Origin of the sequence: Streptomyces sp. NPDC005574 (assembly GCF_040605435.1) — a bacterium.
In the GTDB taxonomy this organism is placed as follows: Bacteria; Actinomycetota; Actinomycetes; order Streptomycetales; family Streptomycetaceae; genus Streptomyces.
Genome location: NZ_JBEXCW010000003.1, coordinates 73,310 through 97,788, shown reverse-complemented (window position 1 = coordinate 97,788; position 24,479 = coordinate 73,310). Strand labels below are relative to the sequence as shown.

The following is a 24,479-nucleotide window of genomic DNA, read 5'->3' as shown; positions in this document are numbered from 1 at the left end:
ATGGACCCTCTATGGGGCGGCAAATTCCTCCCGGCGCGGCTATCCGCGCCGCACGGGCCCCGGTTACGTTCTGCCCGTTCTGTCATGTCACCCACAACGACACCGCACGGCGACATCACAGGACGCAGAAGTGTCATGCCCATGACGGCTCGCGCCCCGCCGCCGCTACGCGCGTCACAGGCCTGCCACCAGCGTCGAGATCCCCACTCCCACGACGGAGGCAGTACCCCATGCGTCAGACGCACACCGGCACGTCCAGGCGGAGCCTGCGAAGACTCCTGACCGTCGCCCTGCCCGCCCTCGCGCTCAGCCTCGCGGGGCTCGTCGCGGCACCGGCGCACGCGGCGCCCGCCGCCACCCACACCTCCCGCGCCACCCAGAACGCCAAGGCCCTCACCGCCCCCTCGGCGCAGGCCGTCCACGCCACCGGCAAGGCCGGGCAGAAGGTGCCGACCACGCGTCTGTGCGGCGCCCCGGCCCCCCATCACGCCTCCTGCTTCGCGCAGCGGCGCACCGACATACGGCAGCGGCTGGCCGCGGCCGTCTCCGCGGACGCCGCCGCCGCGGTCTCCGGCCTGAGCCCGGCCAACCTGCACAGCGCGTACAACCTGCCCTCGACCGGCGGTTCCGGTCTGACGGTCGCCGTGGTCGACGCCTACAACGACCCCAACGCCGCCGCCGACCTGGCCACCTACCGCTCCCAGTTCGGGCTGTCGGCCTGCACCAAGGCCAACGGCTGCTTCAAGCAGGTCAGCCAGACCGGTTCGACCACCTCGCTGCCCACCAACGACACCGGCTGGGCGGGTGAGGAGGCGCTGGACATCGACATGGTCAGCGCGGTCTGCCCCAACTGCAACATCGTTCTCGTCGAGGCCAGTTCGGCGAACGACTCCGACCTCGGCATCGCCGAGAACGAGGCGGTCTCGCTGGGCGCGAAGTTCGTCTCCAACAGCTGGGGCGGCGACGAGTCCTCCGCCCAGACCGGCGAGGACACCTCGTACTTCAAGCACCCGGGCGTCGCCATCACCGTGTCCTCCGGCGACTCCGCGTACGGCGCCGAGTACCCGGCGACCTCGCAGTACGTGACCGCCGTCGGCGGCACCGCGCTGTCCACCTCGTCCAACTCCCGCGGCTGGAGCGAGTCGGTGTGGAAGACGAGCAGCACCGAGGGCACCGGCTCCGGCTGCTCGGCGTACGACCCGAAGCCGAGCTGGCAGACCGACACCGGCTGCTCCAAGCGCATGGAGGCGGACGTCTCGGCGGTCGCCGACCCCGCGACCGGCGTGGCCGTCTACGACACCTACGGCGGCTCGGGCTGGGCGGTCTACGGCGGCACGAGTGCCTCCGCGCCGATCATCGCGGGCGTGTACGCGCTGGCCGGCACCCCGGGCAGCGCCGACTACCCGGCGAAGTACCCCTACACCCACACGTCGAGCCTCTACGACGTCACCAGCGGCAGCAACGGCAGCTGCTCCCCCTCCTACTTCTGCACCGCGGCCACCGGCTACGACGGCCCGACCGGCTGGGGCACCCCGAACGGCACCGCCGCCTTCACGTCCGGCGGCAGCACCGGCAACACGGTGACCGTCACCAACCCGGGCAGCCGGACCACCGCGACCGGCGGCTCGGTCAGTCTCCAGATCTCCGCCTCGGACAGCGCGGGCGCGAGCCTGACGTACAGCGCGAGCGGGCTGCCGACCGGGCTGTCGATCAACGGCTCGACCGGACTGATCTCCGGCACGGCGACCACGGCCGGCACCTACGGCACCACGGTCACGGCCACCGACAGCACCGGCGCCTCCGGCTCGGCTTCCTTCACCTGGACGGTGTCCACCTCGGGTGGCGGCTGCACCTCGGCGCAGCTGCTCGGGAACCCGGGCTTCGAGTCGGGTTCCACCGTCTGGAGCACCAGCAGCGGGGTCATCACCAACTCCGCGAGTGAGGCGGCGCACGGCGGTTCCTCCTACGCCTGGCTGGACGGCTACGGCTCCGCCCACACCGACACGCTGTCCCAGTCGGTGACGGTGCCCAGCGGCTGCAAGGCGACGCTGAGCTTCTACCTGCACGTCGACTCGGCCGAGACGAGCACCACCACGGCCTACGACAAGCTCACGGTCACCGCGGGCTCGACCACGCTGGCGACCTACTCCAACCTGGACAAGGCCACCGGGTACGTCCAGAAGAGCGTCGACCTGTCGTCGCTCGCGGGCTCCGGCAGTGTCACGCTGAAGTTCGGCGGGGTCGAGGACTCCTCGCTCCAGACCAGCTTCGTCATCGACGACACCGCCGTCACGACGAGCTGATCACCGCTTCGCACGAAGGCCCCGGCCGCGCAGGCGGTCGGGGCCCCGGTGGATCCGGTCGAGCGGCCGGCACGTCCCATGGGAAAGGAGGTCCTCCCATGAGCAGAACCGTCCGGCACCGGATCGCCGCCCTCGCGGTGGTGGCACTCGCTCTCGCGGGCTGCGGCACACAGTCAGGAACGGGAAAGGAGCCCGGCCGCGGCAGCGGCAGCGCGGGTGCGAGCAGCAGTGCGGCCCCGACGGGTACCTCCGCCGGGGCCTGTGCGGCGCGGCCGGCCCTGGACGCGGGTGACAGCGGCCGCCGGGTCTGTCTGCCGGCCGGCGGGGTGATCCGGGTCGCCCTGGACGGCACCGCCGCCCGGCCCTGGACGTCGGTCACCGCCGACGGCCCCGGCCTCAGGGCCGTCAACAGCGGGATCGTGCTGCTGCCCGGTGACGCCTCGGCCGCCTTCGAGGCGGTGTCGGCCGGGACGGTCCGGATCTCCGCGTCCCGGCCGCTCTGCGCCTCCGCGACCGGTCGTGTCGCCTGCAAGGGGCTTCAGGAGTGGTGGGTGACGGTGGTGGTGACGAAGCGCTGAGCCCGCGCCCGTCCGGGGCGGGCGGGGGCCGGGTCCCGGCGGGACCGCTCCGCCTGCTTGATCTGCCGTTCGATCCGCCGGTCGTGCACGATGCCGATCACCGCGGGGGTGACCATGAACACCAGCAGCCCGAGAACGGTCAGCATTCCGATGAGTGCCTGCGCCTGTGTCGTATTCATGTACAAGAGTCTTGCGCCTGACACTCCTTACCAACAGTGGCAGGACTGCCGTAGGGCCTCGATTTACTGCCACTTTCGAGGCACACTGGTCGCATGTTGCGAAACGTGGCCGCGGTCGTCCTGAACGGCGTGAACCCCTTCGAACTCGGTGTCGCGTGCGAGGTGTTCGGCACCGACCGCAGTGACGACGGACTGCCGGTGTACGACTTCGCGGTCGTCTCGGCCGAGGGGCCGACCCTGCGCTCGCGGGCGGGCTTCAGCCTGCACATCGAGCACGGCCTGGAGCGGCTGGAGGAGGCCGACCTCATCGCCGTGCCGGCCGGGGAGAACTACGAGTCCCGCGACTTCCCGCCCGAACTGCTGGCGGCGCTGCGCCGTGCGACGGTCCGCGGCGCCCGGGTGCTGAGCGTCTGCTCCGGTGTCTTCCTGGTCGCCGCGGCCGGTCTGCTGGACGGCAGGCGATGCGCCGTGCACTGGCACCAGGCGGAGGCGCTCGCCCGCCGGTACCCGCACGTGAGCGTCGAGCCGGACGTGCTGTACGTCGACGAGGACCCGGTCATCACCTCGGCCGGCACCGCCGCGGGCATCGACGCCTGCCTGCACCTCGTGCGCAAGGAGCAGGGCACCGAGGTCGCCAACAAGATCGCCCGGCGGATGGTCGTCCCACCGCACCGGGACGGCGGGCAGGCCCAGTACATCGAGCGGCCGCTGCCCCGGTCCTCCTGCGACACCGTCGGTGACGTGCTGGCGTGGATGGCGGAGCACCTCGACGAGGAGGTCACCGTCGAGCAGCTCGCCGACCGCGCCCACATGTCCCCGCGCACCTTCGCCCGCCGCTTCCAGCAGGAGACGGGGACGACGCCGTACCGCTGGATCCTGCGCCAACGGGTGCTGCTGGCCCAGCGGTTGCTGGAGGAGACGGACGAGACGATGGACGCGATCGCGGGCCGAACCGGGTTCGGCACCGCGGCCGCGTTGCGTCATCAGTTCACCCGGGCGCTGGGCACCACCCCGAACGCCTACCGGCGCACGTTCCGGGGGCCGGAGGCGGCCTGAGCGGTCACCGCCGGGGCACCGGCCGCAGCAGCAACCGCTGCGGACGCAGGGTGATGCCCACACGGGTGCCGCCCCGCGAACCGGACACCTGTTCGAAGCGGTAGGTCGTGGCCAGCGCCGCCGTGATGAGCGTCAGCTGCGTCATCGAGAAGTGGTCGCTCGGGCACTTGCGGTTGCCCACGCTGAACGGGCTCATGGCGTGTTTCGGCACCTCCCGCACCCGGTCCGGAAGCCAGCGGTCGGGGTCGAACTCCAGGTTCCGCGCATACGAACGCGCGTCGCGCTGGATGGCGTACGGGCTGTACACGATGTCGGCCCCAGCCGGAATGCGATAGCCACCGAGTTCCGTGTCGCTGACCGCCCGCCGCGTCAGAATCCACACCGCGGGACGCAAACGCATGGACTCGACGACGACATTGTTCGTGTGCGTGAGCTTGCGGACGTCCTCGAATCCCACCGGGCGTCCTCCGGTGACGGCTTCGACCTCCGCGCACACCTTGTCCCCGTGTTCCGGATGTTCGGCAAGCGCCTGCAACAGCCACATGATCGTGGACGCGATGGTTTCGCTGCCGGGCGTGAGGATGGCGACCACTTGGTCGTGGATCTCCTGTTCCCCGATGGGGTCGCCATTGTCGTCCTTCGCCTCCAGCAATGCCGTCAGCAAATCGTCCGGCTTTTGACCAGATGCCCGCCGCTCGGCCACGATCTCGTCGACCACGAGATGCAAATCGGCCAGCGCCCGGTTGAATGCGCGGTTGGCCGGGAGGGGCAGCCGGTAAAGCGGCCCGAGCGGGACCACCATCCGCCGGTACATGCCCCGGAAGACGGTGGCCAGCGCGACGCACAGTCGCTCCGCCCGCTCGTCCATGTAGTCGCCGCGCAGCAGGCAGCGGGCGGCCACACGCACGGCGACCCGGAAGGACTCCGAGGTGCAGTCGATCGTCTCGCCCGACTGCCAGCGGGCGGCCAGCGCGTGCGCCTCCTCTTCCATGATCGGCCCGTACGCGGGGATCGCGTCGAGCTTGAAGGCGGGCTGGATGGTGCGCCGTTGGCGCCGGTGCAGCGGCCCGTTGGCCGTCGCGACGCCCTCCTTGCCGAGCAGGCCCTCCAGCGACTCCCACAGCGGCCCCGCGATGATGAAGTCGGGGTTCAGCGCGAGGGCTCCGGTGAGGGCCGGCGCGGTGACGGCGTACACCGTCTTGGGCCCGAGCTTCAGCCGCAGGACGTCTCCGTGGTCGCGCAGGCCGGCCATGAAGGCCAGCGGGTCACGGACCAGCTGCCAGCCGTGGCCGAGGCCCGGGACGCCGCCCCCTGCCAGGGGCGGCTCCCGCAGGTCGCGGACCTCGGAGGATTTGGGTTGCACGGACTCGACGGTCATTTCTCACCTGCCGTTTCGTTGTTGACGTACGGGGGCGTGGACCGGTCGTCCCAGCTGTCGACCATGTACCGGCCGGACTCGTGGTGGAACCAGTAGACGGAACTGAACCAGTTGCGCATATTGCCGAGGCAGGCCCGCACGGCGGTGCCGAGTTCCTTTCCGTGTACCGTGTCGTCACCGAGTTCGTCGGCGAAACGTAATGCCTCGCGTTCGGCCACGAGGAATTCGTCGATGCATTCCTCGACCCGGCGCCTGATTTCCCCGACCGCCTCTTCCAGGGTCAGGCCTTCATGCGTGATGAGGCTGAGTCCGAGATTGTGCACCTCGTCACCCGCTATTTCCTTCGGGAGGGAGCACAGGTCGTTGTACCAGGCGGCGTATTCCTGGCTGAGCAGGGCCGCCCGGCGATAGGCCGGGTGTTTGCGCACCGGGTCGGGAAGGACGTGGCCCGCACTCGCTTCCAGCAGATCGGTCCAGATCCAGTGCGCGAAGGTGAGGCGACGCAGGGCGAGGTACTCCTCGACCGTGGGCACCGTCTGGGTGGTGCGGTTGTGGAACTCCCGGTCGTAGGCCTCGATCACCTCGTGGAAGTGGCGGGCGAACCGCGCGTTCCACGCTCCGGGCAGGAACGAGTACAGCCGCACCATGGAGTCCGCGAAGGCGGCGACCAGCGGGTCCTGGTGCCGCAGGTGGTCGTGCGGGGTGTCGAGGGCCGCGTGCAGGCGCAGCCTCAGCCGCCGCCAGGCGCCGGCCCGGCCGTGCACGATGTCCCGGTCGTGGCGGTCGTCCCAGACGAAGAACCACGCGCTGTAGTCGGCTATCGCCTGCAGGACGTCGTCGGGGGCGGAGGTGTAGTAGCCCGCCATCAGGTCCGTATAGCACAGGCCGTCGGCATATTCCGTCACCTTGTCCGGTGGCATGAGCCGTTTCTCCAGCAGCCAGGTACGCGTGTTCTCCTGGAGCCTGGGCCAATACGGGTGCAGTTGCCTGGGAAACGCTGCCTCGATCACCGGGAGAGAGAGCGAAGGTGGAACCGCGATCGCCGTCGGTGTCGCTGTGGTGCTGTGTGGGAAAGCATGCACGGACAAACCCCTCTCAGCCGCCAGTTGCGCACGCCCCTCCCGCCGTGCCGGGCGTGCGCCGTTGCGTATCCCCGCACACTCCATTCAGCCCTACAACTGACCGTTCTGGGAACGGATTTGCTTCATTCACTACCCCACAGTGCCCCAGCGATCCCGGTCTGTGACTGATTACAGATCACCGAACGAGCGAAGGCGATCGGACGTGCGACGCACAGACGCACGACGCCTGTTCAGGACGGGAGACCTGAACAGGCGTCGGGAGCACGGGGATTGTGAGGTGTCAGTCGTTGGCGACCACGGGGTAGCGGGGCTCGTTCTCGGCCATCTGCCGCAGCGCGTCCTTGCGTTCACGCTTGGAGAGCCGGTCGATGTAGAGGTACCCGTACAGGTGATCGGTCTCGTGCTGCAAACACCGAGCGAAGTACCCGGTGCCGCGCACCCGGACGGGCGCGCCCCGCTCGTCCTGTCCGGTCACCTCGGCGTAGTCGGGGCGGGCCAGCGGCGCGTACGCGGTGGGCACCGACAGGCAGCCCTCGTTGCTGTCGTCCAGCCGGCGCCGGTCGGCGGGCAGGTCGACCACCTTCGGGTTGCAGACCACACCGACGTGCCGCCTGCCCTCGTCGTCCACGCAGTCGTAGACGAAGATCTTCAGGTCCACGCCGATCTGGTTGGCGGCCAGGCCCACGCCCTCGGCGGTGCGCTGCGAGGCGAACATGTCCGCGACCAGCTGCTGGAGCTCGTCGCCGAAATCGGTGACGTCCCTGCACTCCTTGTGCAGGACCGGGTTCCCGACGACCGTGATCGGCCGCGAGGTGCCGCGCTCACGCCAGGCGTTCTCACGCTCCTCGGTGTCCTCCGTGTCGACGACGAAGCCCTCGTCGTCGACGGGGAGCACGCCCGCGTGCTGCTGATCGGTGTCCTGCTGCGCCATGACCGACGTACGCCTTCCTAGAAAAACAGGGGGTGCATGCTGGATACAGGGTACGGGGCACGCGCCTCGCGGCGGCCCGGCCACCGGGGCGCGGGCGGCCACGGCGGACGCCCGGCGGCCTGGGTCAGCACACCTCTTCGAGGTCCCGCCAGTCGCGCGCGTCCGGGCTGTCGGCGACCCAGCCGTCCAGCAGTCCCCTCACCAGGGAGGCCGGCGCGGCCAGCCCGCACTCCCGCTCGGGCACCCACAGCTGCCCGTCCGTCCGGTGTCCGAGCGGCCCGGGATGGCCCGGCTCGCTGTGGTCGTGCGGGTCGAGGTGTTCGCCGTCGCCCTCGTCGGACGGCATCCGCGACTCGGAGCACATCCGGCACAGCAGTCGTACGGACGAGGACCAGTCCTCCGCGGCGAAGCCGGCGTCGGCGGCGAGCTGCTCCAGGGCGTCCCGGTCCGCCTCCGTGGCGGCCTCCAGGAGAACCACCCAGGTGGGGGTGGGTGAGGGCGCCCACAGCTCGATCTCGTCGAACACCGGGTAGGCGTGCCCGGCGGCGGTGGTCCGCTCCCCGTGCGGCACCCCGTCGTGCAGCACGACCTCGCCCCAGCGCCGCCCGGAGGACGGCAGCGGAATGGACAGCACCTCGACGCGCGCGGGGTCCAGCCGCCGCCCCCACACCACCTCGGCCTCCCCCTCGGGCGACAGCCGTACGGCCGCGCTGCCGAGGTCCATGCCGAGGGGCTCACCCGCCGCGGTGGCACCGCCGGGCACCCGCAGCCCGTACGCCTGCCAGGCCCGGCGGGCCAGCGGCCAGTCCTGCAGGCCGGTGGCGGCGATCCCCACGTTCCACCAGTCGGGCGCGCCGGTCTCCCGTTCGAGCAGTGCCACGGCACGCAGTCCGGCCGCTCGGGCCTGCTCCCAGTCGTGCCGGAACTTGTGCAGCAGGGCGAGGTTGAACCAGGACTCCGACAGCCAGGGCTCCAGGTCGGCGGCCCGTGTGAGCAGCGCCCCGGCGTCCTCGTACCGGCCGTCGCCGATGAGGGTGAACGCGCGGTCGGTGGCCTGCCGCCAGGAGGCGGAGGGCCGGTGCCGTCCCTTGCCGAAGATCCTCACGATTCCGCCTGCCAGTTCCGTGGAGTGGGCTGGCTGCCCCCGGACACCCTTTCCATCGCATCCAACCACGTACCGCTGGAAGGGCGCTCATTACCCATGGGTTACCCAGCCGCGGGCAGGGTCAGACAGTCCCGGGACAGGACCCGGGCCAGGGCTTCCACGATCTCCGGCGCGTAGTCCCCGGCGGTCGCCAGGCGCAGTTCCTCCAGGGCGTTCAGCGGCCCGCCGGGCCCGGCGTCGCGGACCTTCTCGTCGTAGGCGTTCACGGCCCGCACGATCCGCGCGGCCACCGGCTGCTCCCGGCAGGGGTCGGCCTGCCGTTCCACGACCACGGCGACCGCCGCGTCGACGCCGGTCTGCCGGACGACGGCGCCGCCGAGCAGCGCGATCCGCCGCTGCTCGGCGGCGGGCAGCCCGGCGGTGGCGCCCGCGGGCACCGGGTCGACCAGGCTGAGCTGCCCGATGTCGTGCATGAGGGCCGCGTACTCCAGGACGGTCAGCGCGGGTCCGGACAGGCCGAGGTCCCGTCCGACGGCCTTGCTGAGGGCGGCCACCCGCCGGGCGTGGCCGGCCGGGGTGTAGCCGGCGACCTCGGTGGCCCGGGCGAGGGAGGCGATGGTCTGCCGGTAGGTGGTCCGCACGGCCGCGTACCGCCGGAAGGACAGCTGGGTCAGGAGCAGCGGCAGCGAGAACACCGGCAGCGCCCACAGCCCCACCACGGCGACGGCGAGGGCCATCACCGCTCCGGTCGCGACGACGGCGGAGCCGATCCCGGGCAGCGCCCGCAGTTCGCCGCGCAGCAGCGGGCCGAAGGGCCGGCGGGTGCGGGAGTGGGCCAGCGCGGCGGCCAGGACGGAGTCGCACAGCGCGGTGAGGGACAGCAGGGCGAGCAGCGACAGCGCGTGGGCGGACCCGGCGCCGGCACCCGACACCCCCTCGGGCCGCAGGGGTTGGCTGCACACGGCCGCGAACCCGGTGGTCAGCACGCGCCGGGCGAGGTGGTCGGAGGTCACCTGCTGCCCGCGCGCGATGTGCGGCACGCTGCCGAGGAGCGTGGCGGCCAGGACGACGGCCACGACCTGGGCTACACCGTGGTGCGTGGGCTGCCCCGCGTCCGCCGCGACCAGCGCGTACGACAGGGCGCCCGCGGCCCCCAGCGGCGCGGCCTCGCCGACCCGGACGCCGGGCGGGGAGGTCTCCTCGCCGGAGCGGGGACGGCTGCGCGGGAGGGTGAGCTCACCGACGGTGACGAACAGGCCGAAGGCGAGAGCGAGCGGCCGTTCGGCGAGACCGGTGCGCAGCACGGTGAGAAGAGCGAGGGCGCCGAGGAGGGCGGCGGCGGCATGGACGAGCGTGCGGAGGCGAGACGGTCGCCGCGCGCTCATCGCCACGTCTCCGGCAGGCTCGGGACCGGTGGGCGGGGAGAGCGTCGCGCGGTCACCGGCACGCTCGGGAGCCGGTGGCGAGACGGCCGGCGCGCGCTCATCGCCGGGTCTCCGGCACGCTCGGGACCCCTACGCGGGGAGAGCTTCGCGCGGTCTCCGGCAGGCTCGGGGACCGCCGGGCGAGACGGCCGGCGCGCGCTCATCACCACGTCTCCGGCACGCTCGGGACCCCCGCGCGGGGAGAGCTTCGCGCGGTCACCGGCACGCTCGGGAGCCGGTGGCGAGACGGCCGGCGCGCGCTCATCGCCGGGTCTCCGGCACGCTCGGGACCCCTACGCGGGGAGAGCTTCGCGCGGTCACCGGCACGCTCGGGGACCGGTGGGCGAGACGGCCGGCGCGCGCTCATCGCCGGGTCTCCGGCAGGCTCGGGACCGCCGCGCGGGGGCGGGGCGGGCGGGTCTCGTCCCCGGTGGCGACGGGGTGCCAGCCGTGCCGGGTCAGTGCCCGCAGCAGGGCCGTCACCATGCGGGGGTCGAACTGGCTGCCGGCGCAGCGCCCCAGCTCCGCGAGCGCCGCGTCCACGGGCCGGGCCCTGCGGTAGGAGCGGGTGGAGGTCATGGCGTCGAAGGCGTCGGCGACCGCGACCACCCGGGCGGACTCGGGGATTTCGCCGCCGGCGAGGCCGTAGGGGTATCCGCTGCCGTCGAGCCGCTCGTGGTGGTGCAGGACGGCCGCCCGGGCCTCGCCGAGGAAGGAGATGCCGCGGACCATCTCGTGTCCGTACTCGGGGTGCAGTTCGATCACCCGGCGTTCCTCGGGTGTGAGCGGCCCGTCCTTGCGCAGCAGGCGGGTGGGGACGCCCAGTTTCCCCACGTCGTGCAGGATGCCGGCGAAGCGCAGCACCTCGACTCGCTCGTCGTCCATGCCGAGTTCGCGGGCGATCATCATGGACGCCTGGCCGACCCGCTCGCTGTGTCCGCGCGTGTAGCGGTCCTTGATGTCGACGGCCTGCACCAGCGCGCGGATGGTCGCCCGGTGCGCGGCCCGCTCGCGGTGGTACTGGGCGAACGCCCACCAGGAGACGCCCATCGGGCACAGCACGAGCAGCGCGGCGACCGGGCCGTAGGGGCTGCGCCACAGCAGGGCCATCATCAGCCCGGCGAGCCCGTGCACGGCGACCGGTGCCAGGGTCCGCGGGAACGGCCCCCGCCAGATCCGCCGCGCCGGCCCGCCGGGGGCGGCCGGGCCCCCGGCCGCCCGCGCTCCCAGGCCACCCTCCAGCAGGCAGAGCACGACGCAGAAGGCCAGCACGGCGGCCGCGGCCGGCACCAGCGCGTAGGGGAAGTCGGACACGGCGACCGCGTCCCGTCCGCCGAGCGCGCCGTGCACCCGGGCCGCCGCCCATACGGCGAGCACGAGCTGGGCGGCCCGCCAGGTCCGCCGCAGGCCCCGCGGCGGATCGTCGACCGGGGAGAGCAGCGCCCCCGGCACCGCGACGAGGGCCGCGGCGGCCGGGGGCAGCAGGAAGGCGCCCGCGAGCAGCACGGGGAAAAAGGTTCCGGCGAACTGCCAGCGCGCGGCGACCCGTTCGCAGCCGCCGTAGACCACGGCGAGCAGGAGGACCGCCGGCCAGGGCGTGTGCGCGGAGGGCAGCGCTCGCAGGCAGAGGAGGGCGAGGGCGGCGACAGCGAGGACGTAGACACGTGCCCGTGCCGGAACGTCTTCCATCACGCGCCTCCCCCGGCCGTCGCGGCTCCGGTGGGAAGCCTAGGACGGCGGGCGGGGGGTTCGCGGGCTCAAGTCCGGGGGATTAGCACGTACGAGTGACGACTCACCGCTTCGGGGCGGGAGTTCAGGACTCCTGCGAGGCCGGGGCGGTGGCGATGTCGTGGTCCGGCACGGCCTGACCGGAGCGGATCAGGTCGATCCGCCCCATGACCTTGGCCCGCAGATCCGTCGGCACGTCGTCCTGGCCGCAGCAGCGCTTGACGAGCTTCTTCACCGCCTGCTCCAGCCCGTACTTCTCCAGGCACGGCGAGCACTCCTCGAAGTGGTGCTCGAACTTGGTGCAGTCGGAGTCGGGCATCTCATGGTCGAGGAACTCGTAGAGATGATCCAGGATCTCGCTGCAATCCGTCTCGTGCGGCTCTCCGCAGCTCATGAGCCCGAGCCTTTCGCTTCGTTCGACTCTCCGGCACCGGCGGGGACCAGTCCGCGGTCACGGGCGTAGTCCTCGAGCATGCCGCGCAGTTGACGGCGGCCCCGGTGCAGCCGGGACATCACCGTACCGATGGGTGTCCCCATGATGTCCGCGATCTCCTTGTACGCAAAGCCTTCGACGTCCGCGAGATAGACCGCGATGCGGAATTCCTCAGGGATCGCCTGCAGCGCCGACTTCACGTCCGAGTCGGGCAGGTGGTCGAGCGCCTGCGACTCCGCGGAGCGCAGACCGGTCGACATGTGGGACTCGGCGCGCGCCAGCTGCCAGTCCTCGATCTCCTCGGCCGCACTGCGCTGGGGCTCGCGCTGCTTCTTGCGGTACGAGTTGATGAACGTGTTCGTCAGAATCCGGTACAGCCACGCCTTGAGGTTGGTGCCCTCGCGGAACTGGTGGAAGGACGCGTACGCCTTGGCGTACGTCTCCTGCACCAGGTCCTCGGCGTCGGCCGGGTTGCGCGTCATGCGCAGCGCGGCCGAGTACATCTGGTCGAGGAACTCCAGCGCGTCCCTCTCGAAGCGCGCGCTGCGCTCGGCGGACGATTCCGCCGTCGCGTCGCCCGTGCCCCGGCCCTCGGGCTGCTCCGCCTGGCCGTGTTCGGTCCCTGCGTCGGTCCCAGTGACCGGACCCACCTCCTCGAATGTCCGGACGGGACCGAAACCGGTCCCATCAGAATCGGAGGATAGACGACGATCCGGTCCGCCCGCCGCCCGAACCGGGACGGTCCTCGCCGCGTGCAGCACTGTCCAGTCCAGGTCAGCGCGGCTGCCGCGGGCCGCATCGGATCCTGCCGGGCGAAGCCCGGCCACGGGCTGATCGTGGGCGACGGGCGGGCAGATGGTCGGACCCATGCGGCGGACTTCCTCTCCTACGACGTCGGCGCTGGTGCTTCAGCACTTCTGTCCGCCTCAACAGTGGGCCGGTGCGCGGCATTCCCGAAGCTTTACCCGAGTGACCCGCTCCATCGCACCACCGCGTCGGTGATCAGCGTCACGGCCCGGTCCTGGGTGAGCTCCGCCCGCTTCGGTACGGCGAAGCCGTGATCGCCGTGCGCCACCTCGACCAGTTCGTACGTCCCCTCGGGGAACTCCTCCGGTTTTCCGAAGGGGTCGTTGCCGCCCTGGACCACGAGGGTGGGCACGCCGGACCCGAGCAGTTCGGCGGCGCGGGACTTCTCCGGCCTGCCCGGCGGGTGCAGCGGGAAGCTGAGGGCCAGCACGGCGTGCGCGCCGAGCTCCACGGCCGTACGGCAGGCGACCCTGGCGCCGGCGCTGCGGCCGCCGGAGATCACCGGCGGTCCGGGGGCGGCCAGCGCCGGCCACACGCCCCGCCAGCCCACGTCCAGCGTCTTCGGGGCGGGGGCCACCTTGCGGCCGGCCACCCGCCAGGGCTGCTCGACCAGGGCGACGGTCACCCCGTGCTCCGGGAGCACCGCCGCCAGCGCCTGGAGGTCGCGGGCCCCGACACCGCCGCCGGCACCGTGGCCGAGGGCGAGCACGAGCCGGGGCCTCTTCGCGGGGTGCCAGGTGACGCGGGCGTCCCCGGCGTCCGTCCCGACGGTCTCACTGGTCACGTTCGTCACGTTGGTCACGTCAGAAGAGTGTGCCCTCCTCGGGCCCTTCGAGCTCCTTCAGCAGCTCCGGTCCGTTGTTGCGGACGTTGCTGACCGCGGTGGACACGGGATACGCGCGCAGCAGTCCCGCGGGCGGCGGTTCCAGCAGCGACCGGACGTCGTCGGCGTCCGTCCGTGCCGGGTCGAGCCACGCGTCCCAGCGGTCCGGGGTCAGCATCAGCGGCATCCGCGGGTGGATGTCCGCCAGCGTGCGCGGGCCCTCGTCGGGGGCCGCCGCCAGCGGGGTCGTCTCGGCCTCCGTGGTGATGACGGAGCAGGTCGCCCACCAGGCCCGCGGGTGGTCGTCGGGCAGGGTTTTGTCCCGCCAGAACTCGTACAGCCCGGCCATCGCGAACACCGATCCGTCGGCGGGGAGCACGAAGTACGGCTGCTTGCGGGGTCGTTTCCTGCGGCCCTCGACCTCCAGGTCCCGCTCCTGGGGGCCGGTGACCCACTCGTAGTAGCCGTCGGCGGGGACCACGCAGCGGCGGGTGGTCAGGGCCCGGCGGAACGACGGCTTCTCGTGGACCGTCTCCGCGCGCGCGTTGATCATCCGGGCGCCGCCCTCGGGCGTCTTCGACCAGGACGGCACGAGTCCCCACCTGAGCCTGCGCAACTGGCGAACCGGCCTCGGGTCGGCGGCGTCCTTCAGGGGACGGTCCAGGATCACGTGGACCTCTTTGGTGGGGGCCACGTTGAAGTCCGGCTCCAGGGTCTCCTCGGGCTCCCACTTCTCGATCTCAAAGATTCCTGCGAGATCCTCTGGCCTACGACTCGCCGCATACCGTCCGCACATACGTGCCACACTGCCAGATTCGCCACGCGCAGAGGGAGCCACCGCCGAACATGGTCACCACCGCAACCGAACCGCTCGCCTCCCTCTGGGACGAGGTCTTCGGCAGCCAGCCCGACCCGGACCTGTGGGTGGTCGTCGCGACGCTCGTGGCGGCGCTCGCCGTGGTCGTGCCGCACGGCCTGTGGCGTCTCTCGCGCAACGCCATCACCATCGCCCACGAGGGCGGCCACGGCCTGGTCGCGCTGCTCACCGGCCGAACCCTCACCGGCATCCGGCTGCACTCGGACACCAGCGGTCTCACGGTCAGCCGCGGCAAGCCGTACGGCATCGGCATGATCCTGACCGCGGCCGCCGGCTACACCGCTCCCCCGCTGCTCGGCCTCGGCGCCGCCGCCCTGCTCGCCGCCGGGCACATCACCGCGCTGCTGTGGCTGGCCACCGCCCTGCTGGTGGCGATGCTGGTGATGATCCGCAACGCCTACGGCGCGCTGACCGTGATCCTCACCGGGGGCGTGTTCGTGCTGGTGTCCTGGCTGGCCGGCCCGCAGGTCCAGGCCGCCTTCGCGTACGCGGTGGTGTGGTTCCTGCTGCTCGGCGGGGTGCGCCCGGCCTTCGAACTCCAGGCGAAGCGCAGCCGCGGCGGCGCCGGCGACTCCGACGCGGACCAGTTGTCGCGCCTCACCCACGTGCCGGCGGGGCTGTGGCTGTTCCTGTTCCACGCGGTGTCTCTGTGCTCCCTGATAGGCGGCGGCAGGTGGCTGCTCGAAGTGTGAGACGCCCGGATGCTCCCGTCCCCCGCAGGGGTGCCGGGACGGTCCTGACGCGCACCCGCGCCACGCCGACACGACCAGCGACGACACTCCCTTCGGCGGGCACCGGCCCGTGGTCCCGGGCCAGTCCCACCGCCGCGCCCGCCCACTAAAGTGGGGCCATGCCCGTTAACCCCGCACACTCCGCCCTCTGGCCCGCCCCGCACGCGAGCGGAGCCGTCGACGCGACCGTCCACGTGCCCGGGTCCAAGTCGGTCACCAACCGTGCCCTGGTGCTCGCCGCCCTCGCCTCCGAGCCGGGCTGGCTGCGCCGCCCCCTGCGCTCCCGCGACACCCTGCTGATGGCGGGCGCGCTGCGCGCGATGGGCATCGGCATCGAGGAGACGGTGTCCTCCAGTTCCGCCGGTTCCGCCGGTTCCGCCGGCGCGGCCGCCGTCGGCGGCTCCGGCGAGGCCTGGCGGATCATCCCGTCGGGTCTGCGGGGTCCGGCCACGGTCGACGTCGGCAACGCCGGCACGGTGATGCGCTTCCTGCCGCCGGTCGCCGCGCTCGCCGACGGCCCCATCCGCTTCGACGGCGACCCGAGGTCGTACGAGCGTCCCCTGCACGGCGTGATCGACGCGCTGCGCGTCCTCGGCGCCCGCATCGACGACGACAACCGCGGCGCCCTCCCGCTGACCGTCCACGGCGGCGGCGCCCTGGACGGCGGTCCGGTCGAGATCGACGCGTCCTCGTCCTCGCAGTTCGTCTCGGCGCTCCTGCTGTCCGCTCCGCGCTTCAACCAGGGCGTCGAGGTCCGGCACACCGGCTCCGCCCTGCCCTCCCTGCCGCACATCCGGATGACCGTGGACATGCTGCGCGCGGTCGGCGCGCAGGTGGACACCCCGGAGTCGGGTGGCGAGCCGAACGTCTGGCGGGTCACGCCCGGCGCCCTGCTCGGCCGGGACCTGACGGTCGAGCCGGACCTCTCCAACGCCCAGCCGTTCCTGGCGGCGGCCCTGGTGACCGGCGGCAAGGTCGTCGTCCCGGACTGGCCGGCCCACACCACCCAGCCGGGTGACCGGCTGCGCGAGATCTTCACCGAGATGGGCGGTTCCTGTGAACTCACCGAGTACGGCCTGGTGTTCACCGGCTCGGGCTCGGTGCACGGCATCGACGTGGACCTGAGCGAGGTCGGCGAGCTGACCCCGGGCATCGCGGCGGTCGCGGCCCTCGCGGACTCCCCCTCGACGCTGCGGGGCGTGTCGCACCTGCGCCTGCACGAGACGGACCGGCTGGCCGCGCTCACCAAGGAGATCAACGAACTCGGCGGTGACGTGACCGAGACGGCCGACGGCCTCCACATCCGCCCGCGCCGGCTGCACGGCGGCATCTTCCACACCTACGAGGACCACCGCATGGCCACGGCCGGCGCGATCCTCGGGCTGGCGGTGGAGGGCGTGCAGATCGAGAACGTGGCGACGACGGCCAAGACCCTCCCGGACTTCCCCGACCTGTGGGCCGGGATGCTCGAGGCGTAGGGACTTCGCCATGCGCCGCTACGGCAAGAACACCGACGAGGACGACATCCGCTCCCGCCCGAACCGCAAGGGCAACCGGCCTCGCACGCACATCCGACCCAAGCACGAGGACGCCGCCGACGGCATGGTCCTCACCGTCGACCGCGGCCGCCTGACGTGTCTGGTCGAGGACCGGATCGTGCTCGCGATGAAGGCCCGCGAGCTCGGGCGGAAGGCGGCGGTGGTCGGCGACCGGGTGGACATCGTCGGCGACCTGTCCGGCACCAAGGACACCCTCGCCAGGATCGTCCGCATCCAGGAGCGCACGTCGGTGCTGCGCCGCACCGCGGACGACGACGACCCCTACGAGCGCGTGGTGGTCGCCAACGCCGACCAGCTGGCCATCGTCACGGCCCTGGCCGACCCCGAGCCCCGTCCGCGTCTCATCGACCGCTGCCTGGTCGCGGCCTACGACGCCGGTCTGGAACCCCTGCTGGTCATGACCAAGTCGGACCTGACACAGCCGGACAAGCTGCTGGAGCTGTACGGCCACCTGGACATCCCCTACGTCGTCACCAGCCGCGAGGAACTGGAGAACGGCGACGCGGCGGACCGCGTGCGGGAACAGCTCACCGGCAAGATCACGGCGTTCGTCGGTCACTCGGGCGTGGGCAAGACGACCCTGGTCAACGCGCTGGTCCCGAAGGACCGGCGCCGGCTGACCGGCCATGTGAACGCGGTGACCGGCCGCGGCCGCCACACCACGACCTCCGCCCTGGCCCTGCCGCTGGGCGACGACGTGGGCTGGGTCGTGGACACCCCGGGCGTCCGTTCCTTCGGTCTCGCCCACATCGACCCCTCCCGCGTGATCCACGCCTTCCCCGACCTGGAGCCGGGCACCGAGGGCTGCCCGCGCGCGTGCAGTCACGACGAGCCGGACTGCGCGCTGGACGACTGGGTCGCCGAGGGCCACGCCGACCCCGCCCGCCTGTACTCCCTGCGCCGCCTGCTGGCCACGCGGGAGCGGACGGACGGGGACTGAGGGCCGCCCCCGGGCCCGGGGCGTCCGCCCGGGCGCCCCGGACGGACGGCTGACCTGCGCGTTGTTTGTCCGCACCCGGGTCAGGTAAGGGCATACTCGCAGCGAGCCGGAACCAGGCCGGCCACAGCCCGACGAGGCGGTCACTCGATGCTGGGACGCGTGGACATACGGGAGGACAGCACATGGCGTGGCTGCTGGTCGTCGTCGCGGGGATGCTCGAGACCGGTTTCGCCGTCTGTCTGAAGCTGTCGCACGGCTTCTCCAGACTCTGGCCGACCGTCGCCTTCTGCGTCTTCGCCCTCGGCAGCTTCGGTCTGCTGACCCTCTCGCTGCGCAAACTCGACGTCGGCCCCGCCTACGCCGTGTGGACCGGCATCGGCGCGGCCGGCACCGCGATCTACGGCATGATCTTCCTCGGCGACCTGGTGTCGACGCTGAAGATCGTCTCGATCAGCCTGGTGATCACCGGCGTGATCGGCCTCCAACTCTCAGGCTCGGCACACTGACTCCCCGGCGAGACCCGGTCCGATCATGCCGACCGGGTGGGCGGGTAGGGCGGGCGGGTAGGGCGGGCGGATCGCCGGAGGCTGACCGCCGCCGGAGGGTGGCGGGCGTCGGAGGGTGGCGGGCGTCGGAGGCTGGCGGATCGCCGGAGGCTGACCGCCGCCGGAGGGTGGCGGATTGCCAGAGGCTGACCGACGCCGGAGGCTGGCGGGCGTCGGAGGGTGGGGGGCGTCGGAGGCTGGCGGATCGCCGGAGGCTGACCGCCGCCGGAGGGTGGCGGTTCGCCGGAGACTGACCGCCGCCGGAGGGTGGCGGGCTGCGAGGTCAACTGCCGTTGGGGATGCGCTCGTACGAGTCATCTGCGCCCCAGGGGCCGCGACGCAGGGCAGACGCCGGGCGTCAACTGCCTCTGGAAAGCCGCCCGTACGACCGCATCCGCGCCCAAGGTGGGGTGTCGCGACGCAGGACAGGCCCAGGGCGTGAACTGCCGTTGAGGCGTCGCCCGTACGAGCCACCCGGCGGAGCCGCGACGCGGGACGGGCTCAGGGCGTCAACTGCCGCTGCAGAGCCGCCCGTACGAGTTCGCTCACGCCACCCTCACCCGGCGGGGCCGCCACGCAGGACAGGGCGAGGCGGACGACGAGTTCACAGGAGCGGGCCAGGTCGGCGTGGTCCGGCCGCACCGCGCCGGCACCGGACAGGGCGGCCACGGCCCGCTCACGGACGATCGCCACGAGGTCGCCGGGTGACGGCAGCGGCCCGTCCGCCCGCCGCTGCGCCGGGACGGCCGAGGAGGACGGGACCGCCGTCAGCGTCGGCGCGGGCAGGCGCTCGCTCCAGCAACCGGTGACCATCGCCCGCACCAGCGGGTTCTCACGGGCCGACGCCGCGGTCCACTCGGCGGTCGCGGTGAGCCGCTCACGCGCGTCGAGGGGCTGCGCGAGGGCGCGGTCGATCCCGGCGAGGTAACCGTCGGCCTCCCTGCGCACGAGCGCCCGGGCGAGGCCCTCCTTGCTGCCAAACTCGTTGTACAGCGTCTGCCGGGACACTCCGGCGGTCGCGGCCACGTCCACCATCCGCACGGCGGACCACGGCCGGTGCGCCAGCGCCGTGAAAGCGGCGTCCAGCAAGGACTCCCGCGCTGCAGGCATCATCGCCTCCCTGGGCGAGCGGCTTCGCCCCAGATTTGACGCGCCCGCAGGCACTGTCAAGGGTTCGCGGCGGTGCGGAGGCCGACCCGGTGACAAGCGGACCGGTCCGCTGTAGCTAGGCGGGGGCCCGGCAGATACCGTTCACCACATGCCCGACTACCACGACGACCTGCGTCTCGCCCACGTCCTCGCGGACGCCGCCGACGCCGCGACGATGGCCCGCTTCAAGGCCCTCGACCTCAAGGTCGAGACGAAGCCGGACATGACCCCGGTCAGTGAGGCGGACAAGTCGTCGGAGGAATTGATCCGCGGCCAGCTCCAGCGGGCCCGCCCGCGCGACGCGATCCTCGGCGAGGAGTACGGCATCGAGGGCACCGGTCCCCGCCGGTGGGTCATCGACCCGATCGACGGCACGAAGAACTACGTACGCGGTGTGCCCGTCTGGGCCACCCTGATCTCCCTGATGGAGGCCGGCGAGGGCGGCTTCCAGCCCGTCGTCGGCGTCGTCTCCGCCCCGGCCCTGGGCCGCCGCTGGTGGGCCGCGAAGGGCCACGGCGCGTACTCGGGACGGAGTCTGTCCTCGGCGAGCCGGCTGCGGGTGTCCAACGTCTCGCGCCTGTCCGACGCCTCCTTCGCCTACTCCTCGCTCACCGGCTGGGACGACCAGGGGCGCCTGGGCGGCTTCCTGGACCTGACCCGGGAGGTCTGGCGCACGCGCGCGTACGGCGACTTCTGGCCCTACATGATGGTCGCCGAGGGGTCCGTCGACATCTGCGCCGAGCCCGAGCTGTCGCTCTGGGACATGGCGGCCAACGCGATCATCGTGACGGAGGCCGGCGGCACCTTCACCGCCCTCGACGGCCGCCCCGGCCCGCACGGCGGCAACGCGGCGGCGTCGAACGGGCTGCTGCACGACGAGTTCCTGGGGTATCTCAACCAGCGCTACTGAGCATCGTGAGGTGAGCGCGTGCGCCGTCCGCCGGACGCACGCGCCCTCTTGTTGACCCGCGCTTTACCTGCCACTCTGGGAGTCCCCCCACTTGTGAATTTGTGAATTCACGAACTAAGTGGGTTCTCAAGGAGGTGGCTCCATCCCATGCTCGTCCGCGACGCCATGAGCACGGTGGTCCTCACCATCGGCCCCGCCCACACCCTCCGCCAGGCCGCAGCCCTGATGTCCGCCCGCCGTGTCGGCGCGGCCGTGGTCCTCGACCCCGACGCCGGCGGCGTCGGCATCCTCACCGAACGCGACATCCTGAACTCCGTGGCCCTCGGCCAGTCCCCGGACGCCGAGCGCACCCAGGACCACACCACCAACGACGTCGTGTTCGCCGCCCCCGCCTGGACCCTGGAGGAGGCGGCCGGCGCCATGGCCCACGGCGGTTTCCGCCATCTCATCGTCCTCGACGGCGGCGACCCCGTCGGCATCGTCTCGGTCCGCGACATCATCCGCTGCTGGGCCCCCGTGCGGCAGCGGGTCCCCGCCTGAGCACCCCGGGCATGCCGGTGGGCCGGCCCCCCACGGGACCGGCCCACCTCCCGCGACAAGCGGTCAAGTGCTGGTGTCAGCCGCGCAGGGCCTGGACCGCGGCCTCCAGCCGCTCGCCGAAGTCTGCGTCCGCCTGCCGGAAGTTGTTGATCGCGCGCTCGGCGATGTCGTCGCGCGAGACCTTGGCGGTGAAGCCGGACAGGTCGACGACCAGACGGGTCTTCTCGTCCTCGGACATCAGGCGCTAGAGGTTGCCCGCCCGCACGAAGCCGTTGCCCTCGGCGTGCACCCGCGTACAGCTCGATCCCATAATGGACTTTGTCTAAGTTAAGTTAAGCTCCAAAGTCACACCTATTCGGATTCTGGTCCACCTCTGTTAGGCTGACCACATGAGCGACCTTCTGGAACGGCTGCGCGGACGCGGATGGCGTATGACCGCGCAGCGACGTGTCGTGGCCGAGGTCCTCGACGGCGAGCATGTGCATCTGACGGCCGACGAGGTCCATTCGAGGGCGGTCGGCAGGCTGCCCGAGATCTCCCGGGCGACCGTCTACAACACGTTGGGCGAACTGGTGTCCCTCGGTGAGGTCCTCGAGGTCGCCACCGACAAGCGCGCCAAACGGTACGACCCGAACGCCCACCGGCCCCACCACCATCTGGTGTGCGCGCAGTGCGGAGCGATCCGTGACGTCCACCCCACGGGCGACCCGTTGTCCGACCTTCCGGACTCCGAGCGCTTCGGCTTCACGGTGTCGGACGTCGAGGTGACGTACCGCGGGCTGTGCCCCAACTGCGCGGCCGCGTAAGCCCGCAACACCGCACAGACGACCACGACGAGGCCCCGGCACCCCTTGGTGCCGGGGCCTCGTGCCGTGTGGTGCGTGCCGTGCGCCGCCGGGTACACGCCGCGTGACGCCTTGCCGCGTGCCGTGTGCTCCCGCCGCGATCCGTGGTCGGGCCGGCGGGCCCGGGCGCCGCGCAAGCCAGGCGCTCGCCGACGCGCGAGGCACCGCCAACGCGCCGAGGGCCGGAACCCTTTCGGATTCCGGCCCTCGGCCTTCAGTAGCGGGGACAGGATTTGAACCTGCGACCTCTGGGTTATGAGCCCAGCGAGCTACCGAGCTGCTCCACCCCGCGTCGTTGAATGCAACGTTACGTCAAGGATGCCGGGAGAAGCAAATCGCTTTCCGCGCAGGTCAGCGGAGGTGGGGGCGAGGGGGGACGGCCGGCCGGGCTCCGTCCACCCCGCCGGCCGCCGGGCGCCGGGCGCCTCAGGCCGACAGTTCCTGCCGCAGCGCGTCCCGCAGCCGGGCCGCCCGCTCCGAGACCTCGGCCGGTCCCAGCGTCACCGCCCGGTCCGCCCACTTCTGTCCCTCGGCCAGCTCGCCGCGACGCGCGTAGACGAGCGCGAGCCGGAGCGCCGCCCGCCCGTGCCCCGCGTCAGCCGCGCGCGTCCACCAGACCGCCGCCTCGGGCTCGCTGCCCTCCCGCGCCAGCAGCAGTCCGAGATTGAACGCGCCGTTGCGGGATCCCGCCTCGGCCGCCTCCCGGTACCAGCGCGCCGCCTCGACGATGTCGCCCCGGGCCGCGGCGAGCATCCCGACCCGCACCTGTGCGCGCCGGTGCCCCTGCGTCGCGGCCCGCTCGTACCACTCCTCGCACTCGCTCTTCTCGTGCACGGACTCGCCCAGCTCGTGCTCGGGCACCGGCGGGCGCCGCGCGTCGAGCACGGTCGCCAGCCGGTACGCGGCCTCGGGGCTGCCCCCGCCCGCCGCGCACCGCAGATGCCGCTCCGCCTCCAGCTCGTCCCCGTCGCGCAGCCGCGCCATGCCGACCTGCAGCGCCGCCTCCGTGTGACCGGCGGCCGCGGCCTGCTCGTACCAGCGCAGCGCCGGCCGCTCCTCGCCGCGTCCGGCGTGCAGGATGCCGAGGTTGAACGCGGCGTCCACGCTCCCCGCCTCGGCCGCCTTGGAGAACCACGGCTCGGCGCCCGCGGTGTCGCCGCCCTGGAGCAGCAGGATCGCCAGCGCGTTGGCCGCCTCCCGGTGCCCGGCGTAGGCCGCGTGCCGGTACCACTGCTCGGCCTGCGCGGTGCGCCCCTGCTCGGCGCAGAGCAGGCCGAGGTTGTACGCGCCGTTGACGTCGCCGGCGTCCATCGCCGCCCGGTACCACCGCTCGGCTGTCTGCGGCTCGCCGCGCTCGGCGTGCAGCGCGCCCAGCGCGTTGGCCGCGTTGCCGTCGCCGTCCTGGGCGGCGCGCAGCCACCACACGGCGGCGCTCTCGGTGTCGCCCGCGTCCCGCAGCAGGAAGCCGAGCGCGCAGGCGGCCCGCGCCTCCCCGTCCTTGGCGGACGTCAGATACCAGCGCCCGGCCTCCTTGAGCGCGCCACGCCGCTCCAGGATCGCGCCGAGGTGCAGCGCGGCGCGCCGGTGCCCGCGTGCGGCGGCCTGCCGGTACCACTGCTCGGCTTCTTCCGATCCCTCGGAGGCGGGAGCGTCGTCGGCTTCGCGGCCCTCCTCGTGGGCGGTGCGCCGGTCCAGGGCGCGGGCCATCCGGTAGGCGGCCTCGCGGTGTCCGCGCTCGGCGGCGGCCCGCATCCACCGCTCGGTCCCGGCGTCGCCCCGGTGTTCGAGCAGGTCGGCGAGCGCGTACGCGCCGAGGGCGTGTCCCTGTTCGGCGGACTGCCGCAGCCAGTACTCGGCGGCCGGCTCGTCGCCGCGCTCGCGGTGGTGCCGGCCCAGCGCGTGCGCGGCGGCCGCGGACCCGGCTACGGCGGCGATCCGCCACCATCCCGCCGCCTCGTCCGCGTATCCGCGCTGGTGGAGCAGGACTCCCAGGTTGTTGGCGGCCGCGCGGTCCCCCGCCGCGGTGGCAGCACGCAGGTGGGGCTCGGCTCCGTCGAGATCGCCGCGGCGCAGCAGCATGGCTCCGAGGACGCTCATCGCGTCCGCGTCGCCCGCTTCGGCGGCAAGCCGCTGCCGTACTTCCTCGGCCGCGTCCTCCGCCGCCTCACCGGCCTCGCCCGGTCCGGAAGGCTGCACAAATCGCCCTGTCTCGAACAGAGTTGCCTTGTCCCCCATAACGTCCATCGTCGCACCACCTGCAACCTGGGTACACCTGGTATACCGCAGCCAGTGAGGTCACTACAGCGTTTTGTCGACTTGCCCACAGAGAGACAAGTCAAACACAAGTCGCCCAACTCCCCACAGCGGCGCGGCCGTCCGACCCTCCGGCACATGCGTTCGCACACCACGAAGGCCCGGATCCTTGGAGGATCCGGGCCTTCGCATGCAGTAGCGGGGACAGGATTTGAACCTGCGACCTCTGGGTTATGAGCCCAGCGAGCTACCGAGCTGCTCCACCCCGCGCCGTTGTGTGTCAACCGTACCACGGCGCGGAGG

23 protein-coding genes, 2 tRNA genes and 1 pseudogene are annotated in these 24,479 nt (G+C 72.4%); 10 read left to right on the top strand and 16 right to left on the bottom strand.

Features of this window, described 5'->3' with window-relative positions; all coding sequences use genetic code 11:
• Nucleotides 1–230 precede the first annotated feature (230 nt).
• Both ABZT03_RS03355 and ABZT03_RS03350 read left to right on the top strand, forming a co-directional pair.
• A complete protein-coding gene (locus ABZT03_RS03355; protein ID WP_356032843.1) occupies nt 231–2,303 on the top strand; it encodes a putative Ig domain-containing protein in 2,073 nt (690 codons plus the stop codon).
• Between the two features lie 98 nt (nt 2,304–2,401).
• On the top strand, nt 2,402–2,881 hold the full coding sequence (locus ABZT03_RS03350; protein ID WP_356032839.1) for a hypothetical protein: 480 nt from the start codon (nt 2,402–2,404) through the stop codon (nt 2,879–2,881).
• On the opposite strand, the gene ABZT03_RS03345 is transcribed toward ABZT03_RS03350, so the two are convergent.
• Complete coding sequence (locus ABZT03_RS03345) at nt 2,842–3,060, bottom strand: hypothetical protein (protein WP_356032836.1); 219 nt, start codon at nt 3,058–3,060, stop codon at nt 2,842–2,844. The two genes, ABZT03_RS03350 and ABZT03_RS03345, sit on opposite strands and share 40 nt — an antisense overlap.
• Before the next feature lie 93 nt (nt 3,061–3,153).
• Here ABZT03_RS03345 and ABZT03_RS03340 point away from each other — a divergent pair, with 93 nt between their 5' ends.
• Nucleotides 3,154–4,116, top strand: a complete 963-nt coding sequence (locus tag ABZT03_RS03340; RefSeq protein ID WP_356032833.1) for a helix-turn-helix domain-containing protein — start codon at nt 3,154–3,156, stop codon at nt 4,114–4,116.
• Between the two features lie 4 nt (nt 4,117–4,120).
• Here ABZT03_RS03340 and ABZT03_RS03335 read toward each other — a convergent pair whose 3' ends face one another.
• The 10 genes from ABZT03_RS03335 to ABZT03_RS03290 form a co-directional block, all read right to left on the bottom strand.
• Nucleotides 4,121–5,494: a cytochrome P450 gene (locus tag ABZT03_RS03335; protein WP_356032831.1), complete on the bottom strand. Its 1,374-nt coding sequence runs from the start codon at nt 5,492–5,494 to the stop codon at nt 4,121–4,123.
• Entirely contained in the window at nt 5,491–6,576 is a 1,086-nt protein-coding gene (gene cyc1 / locus ABZT03_RS03330; RefSeq protein ID WP_356032828.1) for an epi-isozizaene synthase, read from the bottom strand. The genes ABZT03_RS03335 and cyc1 overlap by 4 nt, the downstream gene beginning before the upstream one ends.
• A gap of 280 nt (nt 6,577–6,856) precedes the next feature.
• Complete coding sequence (gene def / locus ABZT03_RS03325) at nt 6,857–7,507, bottom strand: peptide deformylase (protein ID WP_356032825.1); 651 nt, start codon at nt 7,505–7,507, stop codon at nt 6,857–6,859.
• A gap of 124 nt (nt 7,508–7,631) precedes the next feature.
• Nucleotides 7,632–8,612 (bottom strand): tetratricopeptide repeat protein, encoded by a 981-nt coding sequence (locus ABZT03_RS03320; RefSeq protein WP_356032822.1) that lies wholly within the window; start codon nt 8,610–8,612, stop codon nt 7,632–7,634.
• A 101-nt stretch (nt 8,613–8,713) separates the two neighbouring features.
• Nucleotides 8,714–9,997: a metal-dependent phosphohydrolase gene (locus ABZT03_RS03315; RefSeq protein WP_356032820.1), complete on the bottom strand. Its 1,284-nt coding sequence runs from the start codon at nt 9,995–9,997 to the stop codon at nt 8,714–8,716.
• A gap of 402 nt (nt 9,998–10,399) precedes the next feature.
• The gene (locus ABZT03_RS03310) at nt 10,400–11,725 is read right to left on the bottom strand and encodes an HD-GYP domain-containing protein (RefSeq protein ID WP_356032817.1); all 1,326 of its coding nucleotides are present in this window, start codon (nt 11,723–11,725) and stop codon (nt 10,400–10,402) included.
• A 124-nt stretch (nt 11,726–11,849) separates the two neighbouring features.
• A complete protein-coding gene (rsrA, locus tag ABZT03_RS03305) occupies nt 11,850–12,158 on the bottom strand; it encodes a mycothiol system anti-sigma-R factor (RefSeq protein ID WP_356032815.1) in 309 nt (102 codons plus the stop codon).
• Nucleotides 12,155–12,847, bottom strand: a complete 693-nt coding sequence (gene sigR / locus ABZT03_RS03300) for an RNA polymerase sigma factor SigR (RefSeq protein ID WP_356032813.1) — start codon at nt 12,845–12,847, stop codon at nt 12,155–12,157. Before sigR ends, rsrA begins: the two co-directional genes overlap by 4 nt.
• A 311-nt stretch (nt 12,848–13,158) precedes the next feature.
• On the bottom strand, nt 13,159–13,788 hold the full coding sequence (locus ABZT03_RS03295) for an alpha/beta family hydrolase (RefSeq protein WP_356033164.1): 630 nt from the start codon (nt 13,786–13,788) through the stop codon (nt 13,159–13,161).
• Between the two features lie 19 nt (nt 13,789–13,807).
• Nucleotides 13,808–14,623, bottom strand: a complete 816-nt coding sequence (locus ABZT03_RS03290) for an SOS response-associated peptidase (protein ID WP_356032809.1) — start codon at nt 14,621–14,623, stop codon at nt 13,808–13,810.
• A gap of 50 nt (nt 14,624–14,673) precedes the next feature.
• Between ABZT03_RS03290 and ABZT03_RS03285 the strand changes: the two genes are divergently transcribed.
• The 4 genes from ABZT03_RS03285 (at nt 14,674) to ABZT03_RS03270 (ending at nt 18,440) form a co-directional block, all read left to right on the top strand.
• On the top strand, nt 14,674–15,396 hold the full coding sequence (locus ABZT03_RS03285) for a M50 family metallopeptidase (protein WP_356032806.1): 723 nt from the start codon (nt 14,674–14,676) through the stop codon (nt 15,394–15,396).
• A gap of 158 nt (nt 15,397–15,554) precedes the next feature.
• Entirely contained in the window at nt 15,555–16,913 is a 1,359-nt protein-coding gene (gene aroA, locus ABZT03_RS03280; protein ID WP_356032803.1) for a 3-phosphoshikimate 1-carboxyvinyltransferase, read from the top strand.
• A 10-nt stretch (nt 16,914–16,923) separates the two neighbouring features.
• Nucleotides 16,924–17,934 carry a ribosome small subunit-dependent GTPase A gene (rsgA, locus tag ABZT03_RS03275; RefSeq protein ID WP_356032800.1) on the top strand — a complete coding sequence of 337 codons (1,011 nt, stop codon included), beginning with the start codon at nt 16,924–16,926 and terminating at the stop codon, nt 17,932–17,934.
• A 182-nt stretch (nt 17,935–18,116) separates the two neighbouring features.
• Nucleotides 18,117–18,440 (top strand): multidrug efflux SMR transporter, encoded by a 324-nt coding sequence (locus tag ABZT03_RS03270; RefSeq protein ID WP_356032797.1) that lies wholly within the window; start codon nt 18,117–18,119, stop codon nt 18,438–18,440.
• 540 nt (nt 18,441–18,980) lie between these two features.
• On the opposite strand, the gene ABZT03_RS03265 is transcribed toward ABZT03_RS03270, so the two are convergent.
• Complete coding sequence (locus ABZT03_RS03265; protein WP_356033162.1) at nt 18,981–19,589, bottom strand: helix-turn-helix domain-containing protein; 609 nt, start codon at nt 19,587–19,589, stop codon at nt 18,981–18,983.
• A gap of 148 nt (nt 19,590–19,737) precedes the next feature.
• Between ABZT03_RS03265 and hisN the strand changes: the two genes are divergently transcribed.
• The gene (hisN, locus tag ABZT03_RS03260; RefSeq protein ID WP_356032795.1) at nt 19,738–20,538 is read left to right on the top strand and encodes a histidinol-phosphatase; all 801 of its coding nucleotides are present in this window, start codon (nt 19,738–19,740) and stop codon (nt 20,536–20,538) included.
• Between the two features lie 147 nt (nt 20,539–20,685).
• On the top strand, nt 20,686–21,078 hold the full coding sequence (locus tag ABZT03_RS03255) for a CBS domain-containing protein (protein ID WP_356032792.1): 393 nt from the start codon (nt 20,686–20,688) through the stop codon (nt 21,076–21,078).
• A gap of 76 nt (nt 21,079–21,154) precedes the next feature.
• Here the strand turns inward: ABZT03_RS03255 and ABZT03_RS03250 are convergent.
• Nucleotides 21,155–21,385: pseudogene (locus tag ABZT03_RS03250) on the bottom strand (catalase-related domain-containing protein); the annotation flags it as partial.
• Between the two features lie 82 nt (nt 21,386–21,467).
• On the opposite strand from ABZT03_RS03250, the gene ABZT03_RS03245 reads away from it, so the two are divergent.
• A complete protein-coding gene (locus ABZT03_RS03245) occupies nt 21,468–21,884 on the top strand; it encodes a Fur family transcriptional regulator (RefSeq protein ID WP_356032790.1) in 417 nt (138 codons plus the stop codon).
• A gap of 257 nt (nt 21,885–22,141) precedes the next feature.
• On the opposite strand, the gene ABZT03_RS03240 is transcribed toward ABZT03_RS03245, so the two are convergent.
• The 3 genes from ABZT03_RS03240 to ABZT03_RS03230 all read right to left on the bottom strand — a co-directional run bounded on the left by ABZT03_RS03240 (nt 22,142) and on the right by ABZT03_RS03230 (nt 24,446).
• A tRNA-Met gene (locus ABZT03_RS03240) sits at nt 22,142–22,215 on the bottom strand.
• Nucleotides 22,216–22,349: 134 nt separating this feature from the next.
• Complete coding sequence (locus ABZT03_RS03235; RefSeq protein ID WP_356032787.1) at nt 22,350–24,167, bottom strand: tetratricopeptide repeat protein; 1,818 nt, start codon at nt 24,165–24,167, stop codon at nt 22,350–22,352.
• Nucleotides 24,168–24,372: 205 nt separating this feature from the next.
• Nucleotides 24,373–24,446 (bottom strand) — tRNA-Met (locus tag ABZT03_RS03230).
• Between the last annotated feature and the right edge of the window lie 33 nt (nt 24,447–24,479).

Bases quoted from the DNA above. Each gene is read 5' to 3' on its own strand.
- ABZT03_RS03270 (WP_356032797.1), top strand. From the start codon at position 18,117: ATGGCGTGGCTGCTGGTCGTCGTCGCGGGGATGCTCGAGACCGGTTTC.
- ABZT03_RS03255 (WP_356032792.1), top strand. From the start codon at position 20,686: ATGCTCGTCCGCGACGCCATGAGCACGGTGGTCCTCACCATCGGCCCC.
- ABZT03_RS03345 (WP_356032836.1), bottom strand. From the start codon at position 3,060: ATGAATACGACACAGGCGCAGGCACTCATCGGAATGCTGACCGTTCTC.
- rsrA (WP_356032815.1), bottom strand. From the start codon at position 12,158: ATGAGCTGCGGAGAGCCGCACGAGACGGATTGCAGCGAGATCCTGGAT.
- hisN (WP_356032795.1), top strand. From the start codon at position 19,738: ATGCCCGACTACCACGACGACCTGCGTCTCGCCCACGTCCTCGCGGAC.
- ABZT03_RS03340 (WP_356032833.1), top strand. From the start codon at position 3,154: ATGTTGCGAAACGTGGCCGCGGTCGTCCTGAACGGCGTGAACCCCTTC.
- def (WP_356032825.1), bottom strand. From the start codon at position 7,507: ATGGCGCAGCAGGACACCGATCAGCAGCACGCGGGCGTGCTCCCCGTC.
- aroA (WP_356032803.1), top strand. From the start codon at position 15,555: ATGCCCGTTAACCCCGCACACTCCGCCCTCTGGCCCGCCCCGCACGCG.
- ABZT03_RS03335 (WP_356032831.1), bottom strand. From the start codon at position 5,494: ATGACCGTCGAGTCCGTGCAACCCAAATCCTCCGAGGTCCGCGACCTG.
- ABZT03_RS03265 (WP_356033162.1), bottom strand. From the start codon at position 19,589: ATGCCTGCAGCGCGGGAGTCCTTGCTGGACGCCGCTTTCACGGCGCTG.
- ABZT03_RS03310 (WP_356032817.1), bottom strand. From the start codon at position 11,725: ATGGAAGACGTTCCGGCACGGGCACGTGTCTACGTCCTCGCTGTCGCC.
- ABZT03_RS03245 (WP_356032790.1), top strand. From the start codon at position 21,468: ATGAGCGACCTTCTGGAACGGCTGCGCGGACGCGGATGGCGTATGACC.
- ABZT03_RS03290 (WP_356032809.1), bottom strand. From the start codon at position 14,623: ATGTGCGGACGGTATGCGGCGAGTCGTAGGCCAGAGGATCTCGCAGGA.
- ABZT03_RS03285 (WP_356032806.1), top strand. From the start codon at position 14,674: ATGGTCACCACCGCAACCGAACCGCTCGCCTCCCTCTGGGACGAGGTC.
- ABZT03_RS03350 (WP_356032839.1), top strand. From the start codon at position 2,402: ATGAGCAGAACCGTCCGGCACCGGATCGCCGCCCTCGCGGTGGTGGCA.
- ABZT03_RS03355 (WP_356032843.1), top strand. From the start codon at position 231: ATGCGTCAGACGCACACCGGCACGTCCAGGCGGAGCCTGCGAAGACTC.
- ABZT03_RS03315 (WP_356032820.1), bottom strand. From the start codon at position 9,997: ATGAGCGCGCGGCGACCGTCTCGCCTCCGCACGCTCGTCCATGCCGCC.
- rsgA (WP_356032800.1), top strand. From the start codon at position 16,924: ATGCGCCGCTACGGCAAGAACACCGACGAGGACGACATCCGCTCCCGC.
- ABZT03_RS03235 (WP_356032787.1), bottom strand. From the start codon at position 24,167: ATGGACGTTATGGGGGACAAGGCAACTCTGTTCGAGACAGGGCGATTT.